The organism is Actinoplanes sp. NPDC023936 (assembly GCF_040639325.1).
Taxonomy (GTDB): domain Bacteria; phylum Actinomycetota; class Actinomycetes; order Mycobacteriales; family Micromonosporaceae; genus Actinoplanes.
On record NZ_JBEZZR010000038.1, the window covers coordinates 20,699 to 33,714 of the forward strand.

Consider the following 13,016-nt stretch of genomic DNA (forward strand, 5'->3'; position numbering starts at 1 on the left):
AGCGATGAGAATGCCGGTATGCCGCTGACGAACCCGTGGCTTGCCGGTCCGACTCCCGATCGGGATCTGCCGCGCGAGCAGCTCGAAGAACGCATCCTGAATCTGCTGTCGACCCACAACCTTGCTGTGATCGCGACAGTCAACAAGGACGGCAGCCCTTCCGCGACCCCGGTGCGCTACTACAGTCTGGGCTTCGAGATCTTCTACACCAGTTGGAATGCCTCGGTGAAGTCCCGGAACCTTCAGCGGGATCCGCGGATTTCTGCAGGGATCGTTGCCCCTCTTGTCGGACAGTCGAGCAGCCGCGGGGCGCAACTGTTCGGCACGGCGCGAACGCTTGAGCGTGACGACCCCGAGGTCGAGCAGTACTGGGAGGCGTTCCGGTGGCAGTCGGACCACGTTGAGCGAGGACGGTCCCTGGGGGAGCCTCCTACCGACCCTCTGACAATCATCACCCCCAACCGCATTCTCTACACCGAGCAGTGGCTCCGACGGGCTGGATACCGGCCCCGGCAGACCTGGTGCCCCGCATAGGCACTGACACTCGCCGCGATCGGCGAGTCTCGGGATGCCACGCTGATCAGGCGGCGATGAGCTCAGTTGTCGCGGCCGGCCGACCGTCCGCACGGGAGATCCGGCGGGCAATCAGGGTGAGTTTACCCAGGTGATGTGGGCTTCGGAGCGTTCAGGGAGGCGTTCGTAGTCGCGGGCGTTGCGGCGGGCGCGCGTCAGGGTTGCGTCAGCCAGAAGAGTGACCGTTCGTCGGCCCACATCAGGGTCAACTCCGGGTTCTGCTCGCGGATCGCGGGGAGCAGCTCCCGGTCGGTGACGTTCGCCGGGGTCACCTTCACCGTCATGAGTAGGACCTTCGTCTCCACGATCAGGTGCCGCTTTCCGGCCGTTGTCTTGAACCAGCACGGCGGGTGGTCCGTTGACCTGGTGTTCTGCGTGGTAGACGGTGTCATCGATGCTTCCGTTGAGCAGGACCTGGTGACAGCGACCGGAACCGAGCCGTACCGACTATGACGACTACGCCGGCCACCGCCGCGCACGACCGGCGGCAAATGAGGACGCCGGTCAGGCATTGTCGCAACGTCGATCAGCGATCATGCTTCCATCCGCATCACCGAACAAGCGAAATAGAACCTGGCGCAGAAAAGTACGGTGGTGGCGAGGTGCTGGAGCCGGCGGGCCGCGGTGTGCCCGTCCGGACGGCCGCCGTGGCCACGTTGGGTGTCACCGGCCCGGATTAGAGTGCGATCATGACCGACGCATCCGTGCACCTCGCCGCCCAGCCTCGCCTCGACACGCTCGTGACGGAGTTCCGCTCCGACGCTCAGAGGCTGCGCACCGACTTCGCAGGGACGGCCTGGATCGGTGACATCCCGGACCCGGCATCCGGGATGATGGGACCGAACTACCAGCGGCGCGTTGTCGACTCGCAGTTGTTTCTGCCTGACACCCACTGGTACACCGTTCGCGAGCTCGACGACGCCGAGATCCAGATTGCCGTCGGCCTGCTTCAGGTGCCGGGCACCACGCAGGGCACACAAGGGCTGGTCGGCGCGATCGCGGACCCGCGTGCGGACTTCTTCGAGCACCCGGAGCACGAGGATCGGGTCGGCATCTGCCTCACGTTGCGGGGCCAGATCTGGTCCAACGTCGGCCTGTCATATCGAATCACCGTGCTGTGCCGTCCGGAGGCCTTCATCAGTAGCGCACACTGATCTCGGCACCAGCGTGCGTGGCGGCTCGCCGCCTGGTCACCACGAGCGCTCGGCGGCAAATGAGTACGTTAGTCACGCTGATGGAGCGACGCTGATCAGAATGCGGGGCGGCACTGCTCACGATTGTCGGGTAGTCCTACGGTGACGGCATGGTGAAGGTAGATGCTGGCGTGGTTGGCCGGACAGCCGCCGTCGGAGCCGTAACGGGTGGCATCACGGGATTCGCCGTTGTGTGCGTGTTGGCGGTCAGGGGCGCCGCCGCGGACGAGCCGATGATCCCGAGCTCGGCAGGCTTCGTGCTGGGCGGAGTCGTCGGCGCGATCATCGGACTGCTGGTCGGACTCCTGGCCGGGTGCCTTCTGCTGCTGCCGGCACCCTGGATGCGGCTCCACCCCGTACGGGCGAGGATCGCCTGCGGGATGGCGTGTGCCGGTGCGGTCGTGATGCCGTTTCTGATCGCCGGCTTCGGCTGGCATCTGTGGCCCGACACGCCGGTGGCATGGTGGGCGGCGGGCCTGACGCTTTACACCGGGTTGGTCGGCGCCTGGAAGAGCCGTTACATCCTCGCGGGCGGCAAAGAGGCCGATCCGGAACACCAGCCGGCCGAACGGGGCGAACCATAGAGGATGTGTCCACGACAGATTCCGCGGTGAGGAACTCCGTCGCGTCGAAGGCCATGCATCCGCGATCGACCGCGGTACCGCCCGAGGTACGCGGTGATTGCGGCCGCCAAGAGCCGTGGGTCGGAAGTGGTCGGGTTGGGCTGGAGTGCTGTTGAGGTAGTCACACTGCTCGCTTCGACCGGCCGGCGCTGGCCCTGACAGTCTGGACCGTCCGCGTTCCGTTCAAGGGGCGCGAAGTTCCCCAATCCCGCCCTCGCCGTCGTGGATCTGCGCCCGGTGGTGTGTTGTGCCCTGTGCGCCGTCACCTGTGTTGCGTGCTGGGCATGCGATGTTAATCAGGGAATCGAACCCCCGCGCCTGCCCCCGGCGCGCCAGGAGTGAGCCGGATTGCCCGCCGGCTCTCGGGTTTGCGCACGCCTCCACGTCGGCTACCTGCTTCGCGCCGGTCAGTCGAGCAGATCGACCTCCCAGTTGATCCGCTGAATCAGTGTGTCGACCTCACGGACCTGCCGCGCAAGATCGTCGGCCTGGCGTCGTAGTTCCGCGACCGGCAGCGCCGGGATCATCTTCAGCTCGGACCGCAGCTGCCGGTATCCGCGCTGGCCCTCGCCAGCCGCGGCGTCAGCTGCGGACGTGACCATGCTGTGCCGCAGCCGCAGGACGTCTCGCCGGGCGAGCGCGTCCGTCAATGTGCCACCCTCGACCAGCGTGGCGGCATTCGTGCGATTGATTCGCCTGATCAGGGACTCGAGCTCATCGAGCACCGCGCCTGCTTCCGTGAGCAGGGAGGCCGCGTCCTCCGCCGGGGTCTCGCCCTCCTGGAAACGCGCGCTGCCGGTGATGCGAGAGCGGAGCTGTTCGGCACGGCGCGACGCATCCGCGCGCAGCGCGAGAGCTTCGGCAAGTTTCATGGGAGCAGTATGGCCAGCCAAGATCGAAATCGCCTCCGATTTCCATCTGCCGTAGTCCGCAACGCGGACGATCACCCGGGGTAGCGCACGGTCGGCGCAGTTCGGCATGCCTGGCGGCGTGGGCGCCCCCACCACCGACGTGACCCCTGGTAGAGCGGCTCGCGAACCCTCGGCGGCAGATCAGTGCGCGGTCGGAGCCCTTCAGCGCCCGGTGGCACCGTCGATGAGCTCACGCAGGATATCGGCGTGTCCGGCATGCCGGACGGTCTCACTCGTCATATGCGCGAGGACCCAGCGAAGCGTACGGGGCTCGTCTGCCACCGGATGGGCAGTGCGTATTTCGAGGTCGGCGGCGGCACCAATGTGGGCGTCGCTCTCCGCGATCGCCTCCCGATAACTGGCGATGACCTGTTCGACGGACCGGTCCGGCGGGACCACCATGTCGAAGTCGAGTGCGGCGTATCGCTGGTCACCAGCCAGCGTGTAGCCGAACCAGTAACGCTCGCCGTCGGTCAGGTGCTGCACCAGCCCCAGGAGTGTCGTGTTCGAAAGGACCAGGCGGCGCCGTAGCTCCTCCTCACCCAAACCGTCGACCTTCTTCAACACGCATGACCGAGCGAAGGACAGAAACGCCAGAACCGTATCCCGCTCACCGTCGTCGTTGCACGGCACAGGTTCGCGCTGGGACTCAAGCATGGGCCCTACCCTACGAGGATCTTCAATCGCGGACACCCGTCATATCGGCAGCTCAAGGAATCAGCGCCGGCTTGAGCGACGTCGAGGCCGGCGGCGTGCGCAATCGCCCGCCTCGGCGCCGCATCGCACCACGCAATCCGCCTCTGATCCCTGCACAACGTACTCGCTGCACGCCCTCATCTCGGCATGAGCGGGCACCGTCCGGCACCTGGCAGCGGTGACGGCTCGGTGACGAGCGGAACGCGGCAAATGCGTACGGCGCGCATCGCGCAAAGAGAATCGTCAGCCTGTCGGCGGTTTGCCATCCAGTATCCGAGTGCGCCGCGTCTCGTGATCCTGGGCGGAGAGAACACCCAGCCCGCGGTAGTAGCCCTGGTCGTCGCAACTGAATCCGACCGCGAAACTGGCGACCGCTTCCTCGAGTCCGACCCAGCTGACTAGGACGTGCTGCGGCGCCGGCTCGGAGATCACGCCGGGATGTCCGTGCCACAGGCGATCGCAAAGGGGTTCGGCATCTCCGGCGTGGACCATCGTGACGTCGGGGCCGCTCTCCGTGGGTCCGAGGTACTCCACGAAGAGCCCAACGGAGAGTTGGGATACGTCCAGGACGTTAGGCTCGACCACCACCAGAGGCTACTTGACGTGGGTTTACGGGCAGACGCCTACCGCGCACGGACGGCGGCAGATCAGTGCGGCCGAGCAGGTGCCAGATCAGCTGGGCGACGCGTCTCCGAGGCGGATCAATGCATGTGGTCTGGGGTCAATGAGGCGTGCGTCGTGGAGCCTTTGATCCTTGCCCGTTGGTGGTAGGCCCATGTGGCCAAGCCCAGTGTTACGCCCCATGGCAGCCACACCAGGTTTCCGGCCCAAGCCGCCCAATCGGCCGGGTCGAACTGCGCGAGTGCCCGCCACCTCGGCTGGGAACCGGAATACGACGAACGCCGAGCGAGGTGGAAACCAGGAGCGCGACCGACCAGCATGCTTCACCGATCACGCCTGCCTCGGCTCCTCGAAGCGGCGAATGCAACAGACCCGGTCAGAACACCGAACGCTGAAGATTCTCGATCCGTACGATCCAGGTACCGGAGCTCGCCTCGGTCGTGGCGGCTTTGACCGTGATGGTGAGGCGTTGTGAGTCGTCGATTGCGATCGTGGGGCTGAGCCATGCGAGGCTGTTCCCGATGGTGCGTTCGGTGTCCTCGGCGGGTTCGGTGTCCAGGTATGCCGTCCCTGCGCTCCAGTAGACGAGGCGGCAGAATCGCCAGCGCTTCGCCTCGGCGGACGTCCCGGACCGCATCAGCACGCTGATCTCGAAGTCGCAGACCGCGTGCCGTCGTACGTCGACATGAACCAACTCGTCGGGGTCCCCGGCGGCCCAATCGCCACGCTGGAGGATCTCCACCATGCCCTGCTGGATGTCGCCGCCGTCGTAGACGTGGCGGCCCAGGCCGTGTTCGCGCGTCGCGTCGTCGAGAGAGAGCGCCTCGACGGCCGTCGTGTAAAGGCCTCCCCGCATCTGCCGCTTGAACTTGATGGTGGGATTGTCGGAGTAGCTGGGCCTGATGTCGAGAAGAGCCTCGGGCTGCGCCGTCCCGATGCCCAGGCACCCGCGACGATCGTCGTTCAGGTAGATCGTGCTGCTGTCCCCGACGTCATGGGGTCCGACGAACCGGTCTCCCACCGCCGTGGTGTTGCCGCGGATGTCAACCTGGCCCAGCAGGGCGTACGGGGCTCCTTCGGTGTTCACCGGGGAGCATGGAAACGTACCGGCCGGGCCGGTCGCGCCGAAGATCATGTTGTCGCGGATGCGTATGTGGTAGTTCACCGCCGCCGGGGCGAATTCCACAAACGCCGTCTGCGTCGGCCTGGAATATCCACCGACCTCGGGAAACTCGTTCTGGCTCCAAAAGCCACCCGCCTCGCAGGCCTCGATGGTCAACCCGGTCGTACCCGCCACGTAGAAGACTCCGGTGGTCGAGCAACCTTCACTGACACACCGCCGGAAGACAGAGTTCACACCGCCGTGAATAGCCGCCAGCCGCGGCGTCATGTTGAAGTTGCACGATTCGATGGTGTGCCCGATGCCGTCCTCCAGATAGATGCCGACATGCGGGCCGTTGAACTGGCAGTCGCGGACGTTGACAAGGTTGCACGTGTTGCCCGAGTTGAGTATCTCGTTGCCGAGGCCGCTACCCGAGCCTGATGCGAGCGCGTCCTCCAGCCCGAGCTTCGCGAGGCCGGATCCTCCGACAATCCTGATCCTTGACCACCAAGACGGTTTGCGCCCCGACAGAACAAGCTGCGGGTGCCCCGCGCTGTCCTGGACCTGGCTTGCACACGGGTAACCCATTTCCGCGTTGATCCGGTCTATGACATCGGGGACCGTCGTGTCTGCCGGTTGAAAGGTGATCGTGACGGTACTGGACAACGTGTCGTCCGGCGCATCGTCGTACGCGAGTAGGAGAGTCTCGCCGCCGACAATCGTTTCGAACGCGGAGCCCGCCCCCTCGATCCGAGCGGCGATCCCTATGCTGGCAAGCCAGACGCCCCACGTCTTCACCGACAGCGGGTATGCCTCGGCGGGGTTGTCTTCGGCTGTCCACCCGTCGGGATAGCCGGCGCCGACGTTTCCGCCGATGTTGCACTGCTCCACGGTCGCGATGTTGATCGTGTCGAACCAGATACCGACCCGCCATCCCTCGATCGCGCACCGCCGCACTCCGCACAGCGGTCCGCCCCCCTTGAAGAGCAGCCCAGCGCCGAGCCGCTTCGCCCGTTCGCTGATCGTGCCGGTCCACGCACCGATGATCGAAAGGTCCTCGACGCCCGTCTGCGGGTAGCCGTTGGCGGCGATCTCGTTGGTGCACACAATCCCGCTGCCCTGCTGCGGATCTTCCGCGATCGTCCCGGTCTCGGGCAGGTAGAAGAAGAGCGCAGCGGTGCGCATCGACTCACCCACCAGGCGCGTGTGCCTGGGGAGAATCAGGCTTCGCGTAACGCGATACGAGCCGGACGGAACGTAGACAACGCCGCCGCCGTACCAGATGCCCTGGCCGAAGATGACCGTGGACAGCCGCGCGGCTGCGGCAAGTGCCGCCTCGATCGCGGCGGTGTCGTCGGCGAGACCGTCCCCCGTGGCACCGAAATCCCTGATGTTGAAGCTGGTCTGCCGGTAGGCCGGCTCGACGAAGACGGTCCCGAGTTCGTCACACCACCCGACGTAGTTCGGATGGCTGCAACACGCCGGGTCCGGCACCCGCACCACCGCGCCGTCGGCGTCCCAACCGATCATCGAGCGTGCACCCGGGCCCAGTGTCACCACTGCGGTGTCGACCTGACCCAAGATCTGCACGTCCACCGGGGCGGCGGCCGCTGCCCCGCCCAGCGTGATACCCAAGGGACGGGTGCCACGATGGGCGGCATACTGGTCGGCGCCCATGCCGGCGGGTCCAGGGACGAACGGTTGCGCAGAACCGCCCCCCATCCACACGACCTGCCCAGCCACCAGAGGCACCGCCGCAGTCATGTGTTGAACCGTCGCCATGGCCCTCTTCTCGACAGGCGATCGCGCCAGGCTCAGCGCTCAAGGGGAACCGTGAAAGGTAACTGTCGCTCATCAACGATGTTTTCCGGTTGGGTCATCCCGATACTAAACCCGCTGCAGGAATGGCGTGGAGGATCTATTGAGCGGGCCCGTACGCCGAGCACGCGCTCCGCGGCAGATGAGGGCTCACGAGATGTTGATCGTCCAGCAGCCGGAAATCGCTGTGATCATGGGGCTGTCAACGCGATGTCCCGACGCTGGCTGATCAACAACGCCGTTCGGGTCCGCGAAGCGTCAAAGATCGAGGTGTCGACGTGGATGGGGTCGCACACAACGCCATCGTGGTCCTGCGTCTACGCCATAGCCGGGACGCAGGCACACGGACGGCTTCGGTGTGTTCTCATCCACGCTGGTGCGGGCTTCGGTGCGCTCCTGTCCGCGTTCCGCGACCGATCGTGTGCCCTCGACGTCGTTCCGGCAGCAACCGCGAGCCACCAGCGGGCATAACGGGCGACGAATCGATCTCGCGGAGAGCGATGGACTCACACGACTCCTGTTCGCGTTCGCTGGCCGCCCGCCGAGGAACGCATTCAACTCGGCAGAAGCGGATATTTGATCGAGCTGTTGCGGCATACTGTTGATTACGTTGCGTCACGCTGAGCTTGAGGCGCTCTCAGGTCTCCCTGGCGGGTGCGTTGTCCGTCGTTCCCCGAGCGCAAGAGCGAGAACCTCGCGTAACGCTCGGTTCTCGGATTCCAGTTGCCGGTTGCGTTCGGTAGCGGCCTGCAGTCGCCGCAGCAGAGGGAGGCCTGCTGCCGATCCGGAACAGCGCGGGCTGAAGGAACGCGGTGCCGCGCTCGGAGTCGCTCGATCTCGGCTCGCAAGTCGGGTTGGTTGTAGAGCCCGGACCGGGAGACGGCCGCTCCGCGGGCGACCGTTTCGAAGGTGATCGTGACGCCGGTGGTGTCCAGCCGGCGCAGGGCGCCTTCGCGCGGCGCCGAGTCGCTGCGGCCCGCCGACGGGCAGCAGCGACGATCAGGTGGGAGTTGTCAGCTCGCACTCGCGGTCTCGTCGCCACCCGGTTCGGGCCTGACACGCTGTGGGTCGCGGTGTTCTGCCTGGGCCTGCTTCTGACGGCGGCGAACCTGGCCGCCGGCCCGCCGCGGCGCCGTCGTCTGGCCGCCGGCTCGCTGCGGCGCCGTCGCCTGGCGGCGCTCCGGCGACGGTGGGTCCTTACCCCGGCTGACCGCCATGCGCCTTCCGGCAAGGGGTGACCAACCCGCGCGTCCGTCGCTACCAGCTCAGACCCGATGGCGCAGCACTGCCGGCCGTCCGGGATCAGCCGGCCGGCGTTCCGATGCCGATGAGTGTGGTGGCGTCGAACTCGGTGACTCCGGCTTGGCTCAACGCCTCAAGGTAGGCGTCGCGCACTCCGGCGATGCGGGGCGCATCCATGCCGGAGAGCGTTGCGACGAATCCGGAGCCGGTGATGGTCAGCCACGCGATCTCGGGTGTCAGGCGCAGCCGCATCTCCCGGGTGTGCACGGTGACGCTGGTGAGGCCACGCTGCGACAGCCACTCCCCGTAGGCGTCGGCGTCGCTGATGGTTTCGATGGGACTGGCGGGCCGCGGTGGGGCCGGCTTGCCGGTGACTCGGGCGACCGCCTGCTGCAAGTGTCTGCCCACAACCTCCAGCGCTCCGCGCCGCCAGATGGTCAGCCCGACGCGGCCGCCCGGCCGGGCGCACCGGATGAGGTGCTCGGTGCCCGCCGCCATGTCGGGGAAGAAGAAGATGCCGAGTACGGCTTGCACGACGTCGTAGCCGGTGCCAGGCCAAGCCGTGACGTCGGCGGTGTGTGGGCGCAGGCTCGGCAGGCCCGCGGCGAGCCGGCGGAGTTCCTTGATCAAAGGGGCGGAGAGGTCGACCGCGTCCACGTGGCCGGTGTCGCCGACGCGATGTGCGGCGGGGATCGCCGAGGCGCCGGTTCCGCAGCAGGCGTCGAGGACGCGCTGGCCGGCTGACGGGGCGGTCAGGTCGACGGTGGCTTGTCCGATCGGCTTCCACAGGTGCTGTCCGAGCCGGTCGAAATCGCTGGCAGCCGTGTCGAACGCTCGCAGGAAGCGATCATCGGGCATGTGTCCCTCCTCGGTGTGCGCGAAATCCATGATGGGCCACCCACACTGCCGTGCGGCGGACGGGCGAGTGCACGGTGAGCGGCCGGAACCCCCGGCCGCTCACCGTGGTGTCCTCAGATGGCGGTCAGGGTGAGGGTGCCGGTGTAGGTGCCGGCCGCGGTGTCGGTCGGCACGCTGAGCCGTAATCCGGCGTCGAGCCGGGCGGTGCCCCGCCCGGCGCCGGACGCCGCGGTGGCCAGCACCGCGCTGTCACCCAGGCCGGTATCGGGCCGGCCCGGCACGTACGGTACGGCGACCGGCCCGGCCACCACGCCCTGTGCGTCGCTCTGCTGGACGACGGCAGGGGACCAGCCGAGGTAACCGCCGGCGAAGGTCTTGCCGTCGGGGGTGCGGAATCCGTCGGCGACCTGACCCGACGCGGTCCAGCCGGGCCGGCCGGTGCGGGTGTCGGTGACCGTCACCGGTTTGAGCGCTCCGGTGCTCTCCCAGCGGTCGCCGGCGCCGTTGAGCGCGGCGGCAGGCAGGACGACCGCCCGGTCGGCGGCGTCCACGCTGATCACCAGAGCGCCGTCCGACTCGTTGATCGTCGCGGTCACCGACTTCGAGGCGCCGCCGCCCCAGGGCCCGGCCGCCACCTTCACCGCGACCGGTGCGCTGGTGGCGGCCACGGTCTGCCCGTCGTAGAGCTTGACCAGGTACTGCGTGCCGTTCAGTTCCCGGGTGGCGGTGAAGGCGTACGAGGCGCCGGTCTCGCCCTCGACGGGAGTGAAGTCGTCGTTACCGGTCCGCTTGGCGAACCACTGGTACGTGCTCAGCGGGCCCTGCGGCGACTGGACGGCCTGCAAGGTGACGGCGTCGCCGGGCTGGTATTCGCCGGCGGACATGCCGGACACGGACAGCGTCGGCCCGCCGGGTTCGCCGGAGCCGTCGACGTGCAGTACCACGGGGGTGGACTCGACGTATCTGCGGCCGTCGTCGAAGGTCAGCCGGGCGACCACCTCGGCGCCGTCGTGTTCGGCAGCTGCCGCCAGTGACAGCCGCGCGCCGTTCTGGCCGGGTACAAGCTGCCCGTTCAGGTACCACTCCCACCGGGCCAGCACCGAGGCCGGCGTCACCGAGGCGGTCAGCTCGACCTCGTCGCCGGCCCGGTAGCCGTCGGCCAGCCCGTCGACTGTCACCTTCTGCTGCGGGGCCGCACCGTGGTCGTCCACGTAGATGGTGGCCGGCTCGCTGGTGGCCAGAAGCGCACCCTCGGCCGTACGCAGCTCGGCTTTCACCTGCGTGCCGTCGAGGGCCTGCTCGGCGCGGATCTCGTGGGTCGCCGTCGTGACCTTGTCCATCACGACGAACTCGGACTGGTCGGGTCGCTTCCACAGCCACCGGTAGGTGTCGGTGTCACTGGCGACCGGGTCGCCGAAGGCGTTCAGGCGAATCGTGCCGCCTTGGTGGTAGTGGCCGGACAGCGAGTCCAGGAACAACAGTTGTTCGCCGGGTGCGGCGTCGGTGACCCGCAGTTCACGCTGGACGCCGGCGACGTAGAAGCCGGTCGCGGCGTCGGTGACGGTCAGATAGAGGCTGGTGCCGTCGAGGTCAGCGGTCACCGGCAGCTCGATGGAGGAGGAGCCGGCACCCGGAATCGGGGTCCACTGGTCGGACGCGATGCCCCACTCGTAGGCGAGGCCGTCGCGCGCGGGGTGGAGCTCGGACTCGGCTTTCAGGGTGTCGCCGGCCCGGTAGACGGTGCGCAGGCCGGAGAGCTGCAGCTCCCGGTTGAGGACTGTCGCGGTGACGGCGGGGGAGCGGCCCGCGATGGTGCCGTCCGCGGCGACGATCTCGTACGCCCACTCGTTGGAGTTGAGCCACTGGGTGTCGATCAGGTACGTGCCCGGACTGCCGGGAACCGTCTTGGGCAGTCCCCACTCGCTGACCACGTCCCAGGCGCTGCCGCTGGGCACGAATCGGTTCACCCATCGGCCGGTCTCCCCGGCGGCCAGGGCGCGGTGCTCGACGGAGACCCGTACCGGATCACCCATGTGGTAGCTGTCGCGCATCCCGGTGACCGTGACGGACTCACCGGTTCCGGTGTTGGGGCCGTCGATCCGCAGACCGCTGTAGGTCGTCTCCTGCACGAGTTTGTTGCCGGCGCCCCGGATCTGCACCTTGATGTCCGCCCCGTCGAGGGCGACCGTGGCGTCCCGGGTGTATCGGTCGCCGGTGGTGGCGAGGTATTCGGTCGTCTGTCCCGCGGGGCGGATGATCCACTGCGCCTGGTGGCCGTCGCCGAGGGTGACGCCGGTGAAGCGCAGGTCGATCTGCTCGCCGGCGCGATAACTGTCGGCGAGGCCGGTGATGGCGAAGACCTCGCCGCCGGCGCGTTCGGTGACCGTGACGGTGACCGGGGCGGATGCGGAGCGCGCGTGCTCGTTGAGCACGTGCGGGACGAAGCGGGCGGTCAGCGACCGGTTGCCCAGCGGCAGCGTCCTGACGTCGAAGGTGGCCCGCCCGCCGGAGACCGCGGCGTGTCCGAGCACGGTGCCGCCGTCGAGGAACTCGACCCAGCCGGGCGCCTCCGCGGGTGTCACCCTCGCCTCGAGCCGCACGGTGTCACCGGCCACGACGCTGGTGGCGGCGGCGCTCAGCGCGGTGCTCGTGCCGGTCGCCGCGGGTAGCCCGCCGACGACGAAGGTGTAGGTGGCGTCCGCGGTCTGCCGCCGGCCGGCCACGGTGACCGCGGCCTGCACGCCGATGCGGTAGGTGCCGGCGGCGGTGAAGGCCCAGTTGGCGTGCATGTGGGTGCGGCCGGCGGTGAACGCGGTGAAGCCGTCGTCATCGGAGGACCACAGGCGCTTGGCGCCGCCGAAACCGGCCGCGGTGAACAGTTCCAGGCTGCCGGGGCCCTCGACGCCGGTCAGCGAGAAAGCGGTCTGGTTGCCGTCGATCGCGTCGGCGGGCACCGACTCGGTGGAGAAGCCCGGCCACAACCGGCCCGTCCCCGGATTGGACTCGGGGGCGATCCATACCTGACTGCCGGCCGGGGCGATGAACTCGTAGCCGGCCGGCACTGTGGCTTTGGCGTCGTCGGCCAGGTGGAACCGGATGTCGCCGGGGGAGAACCGGGTCCCGTTGCCCTCGGCGACGTCGGCCTTCGACGCCAGGGCGAGCCGGCCGTCGTCGAGGAACGTGGACACCGCGTCGGTGTGGACCCCGGCGATGATCCGGTGTTCCCGTGGTTGCGGGGCGGGTCCCTCGGCGGCTGCTGCTGTCGTCGCCGGAGCCAGGACGGTGGCCACCGCGACGGTGAGCACCGCCAGGGCCGCGGCCCGGCGGCGTGGACGTGATCGTATGTGCACTGCGTCTGTCCTTCGAAATGGGCGTGTGA

The 13,016-nt window shown here is 68.0% G+C and carries 9 protein-coding genes and 2 pseudogenes; 3 read left to right on the plus strand and 8 right to left on the minus strand.

Annotated features, from left to right (window positions below; all coding sequences use genetic code 11):
* Positions 1–18 precede the first annotated feature (18 nt).
* Positions 19–534: a pyridoxamine 5'-phosphate oxidase family protein gene (locus AB0F72_RS33995; protein ID WP_360440256.1), complete on the plus strand. Its 516-nt coding sequence runs from the start codon at positions 19–21 to the stop codon at positions 532–534.
* A gap of 194 nt (positions 535–728) precedes the next feature.
* Here the strand turns inward: AB0F72_RS33995 and AB0F72_RS34000 are convergent, their stop codons facing one another.
* Positions 729–965, minus strand: coding sequence for a hypothetical protein (locus AB0F72_RS34000; protein WP_360440259.1), 237 nt, complete (start codon positions 963–965; stop codon positions 729–731).
* A 297-nt stretch (positions 966–1,262) separates the two neighbouring features.
* Here AB0F72_RS34000 and AB0F72_RS34005 point away from each other — a divergent pair, with 297 nt between their 5' ends.
* Both AB0F72_RS34005 and AB0F72_RS34010 read left to right on the plus strand, forming a co-directional pair.
* The gene (locus AB0F72_RS34005) at positions 1,263–1,727 is read left to right on the plus strand and encodes a hypothetical protein (protein WP_360440262.1); all 465 of its coding nucleotides are present in this window, start codon (positions 1,263–1,265) and stop codon (positions 1,725–1,727) included.
* 149 nt (positions 1,728–1,876) lie between these two features.
* Complete coding sequence (locus AB0F72_RS34010) at positions 1,877–2,350, plus strand: hypothetical protein (protein WP_360440265.1); 474 nt, start codon at positions 1,877–1,879, stop codon at positions 2,348–2,350.
* A 446-nt stretch (positions 2,351–2,796) separates the two neighbouring features.
* On the opposite strand, the gene AB0F72_RS34015 is transcribed toward AB0F72_RS34010, so the two are convergent.
* From AB0F72_RS34015 to AB0F72_RS34045, 7 genes and pseudogenes are all read right to left on the minus strand, one after another.
* Positions 2,797–3,261, minus strand: a complete 465-nt coding sequence (locus AB0F72_RS34015; protein ID WP_360440407.1) for a DIP1984 family protein — start codon at positions 3,259–3,261, stop codon at positions 2,797–2,799.
* Positions 3,262–3,462: 201 nt separating this feature from the next.
* Positions 3,463–3,957 (minus strand): DinB family protein, encoded by a 495-nt coding sequence (locus tag AB0F72_RS34020; RefSeq protein WP_360440268.1) that lies wholly within the window; start codon positions 3,955–3,957, stop codon positions 3,463–3,465.
* A gap of 282 nt (positions 3,958–4,239) precedes the next feature.
* On the minus strand, positions 4,240–4,581 hold the full coding sequence (locus AB0F72_RS34025; protein ID WP_360440271.1) for a hypothetical protein: 342 nt from the start codon (positions 4,579–4,581) through the stop codon (positions 4,240–4,242).
* A gap of 412 nt (positions 4,582–4,993) precedes the next feature.
* Positions 4,994–7,501 carry a glycosyl hydrolase family 28-related protein gene (locus tag AB0F72_RS34030; RefSeq protein ID WP_360440274.1) on the minus strand — a complete coding sequence of 836 codons (2,508 nt, stop codon included), beginning with the start codon at positions 7,499–7,501 and terminating at the stop codon, positions 4,994–4,996.
* A gap of 1,338 nt (positions 7,502–8,839) precedes the next feature.
* On the minus strand, positions 8,840–9,637 hold the full coding sequence (locus AB0F72_RS34035; RefSeq protein ID WP_360440277.1) for a class I SAM-dependent methyltransferase: 798 nt from the start codon (positions 9,635–9,637) through the stop codon (positions 8,840–8,842).
* 113 nt (positions 9,638–9,750) lie between these two features.
* Positions 9,751–10,539, minus strand: a pseudogene (locus AB0F72_RS34040) (hypothetical protein); the annotation flags it as partial.
* A 1,485-nt stretch (positions 10,540–12,024) separates the two neighbouring features.
* Positions 12,025–12,987: pseudogene (locus tag AB0F72_RS34045) on the minus strand (choice-of-anchor M domain-containing protein); the annotation flags it as partial.
* Positions 12,988–13,016: the final 29 nt, after the last annotated feature.

Coding starts and splice junctions, on each gene's coding strand:
- AB0F72_RS34030 (WP_360440274.1), bottom strand. CDS start 7,501: ATGGCGACGGTTCAACACATGACTGCGGCGGTGCCTCTGGTGGCTGGG.
- AB0F72_RS34015 (WP_360440407.1), bottom strand. CDS start 3,261: ATGAAACTTGCCGAAGCTCTCGCGCTGCGCGCGGATGCGTCGCGCCGT.
- AB0F72_RS33995 (WP_360440256.1), top strand. CDS start 19: ATGCCGCTGACGAACCCGTGGCTTGCCGGTCCGACTCCCGATCGGGAT.
- AB0F72_RS34020 (WP_360440268.1), bottom strand. CDS start 3,957: ATGCTTGAGTCCCAGCGCGAACCTGTGCCGTGCAACGACGACGGTGAG.
- AB0F72_RS34000 (WP_360440259.1), bottom strand. CDS start 965: ATGACACCGTCTACCACGCAGAACACCAGGTCAACGGACCACCCGCCG.
- AB0F72_RS34010 (WP_360440265.1), top strand. CDS start 1,877: ATGGTGAAGGTAGATGCTGGCGTGGTTGGCCGGACAGCCGCCGTCGGA.
- AB0F72_RS34035 (WP_360440277.1), bottom strand. CDS start 9,637: ATGCCCGATGATCGCTTCCTGCGAGCGTTCGACACGGCTGCCAGCGAT.
- AB0F72_RS34005 (WP_360440262.1), top strand. CDS start 1,263: ATGACCGACGCATCCGTGCACCTCGCCGCCCAGCCTCGCCTCGACACG.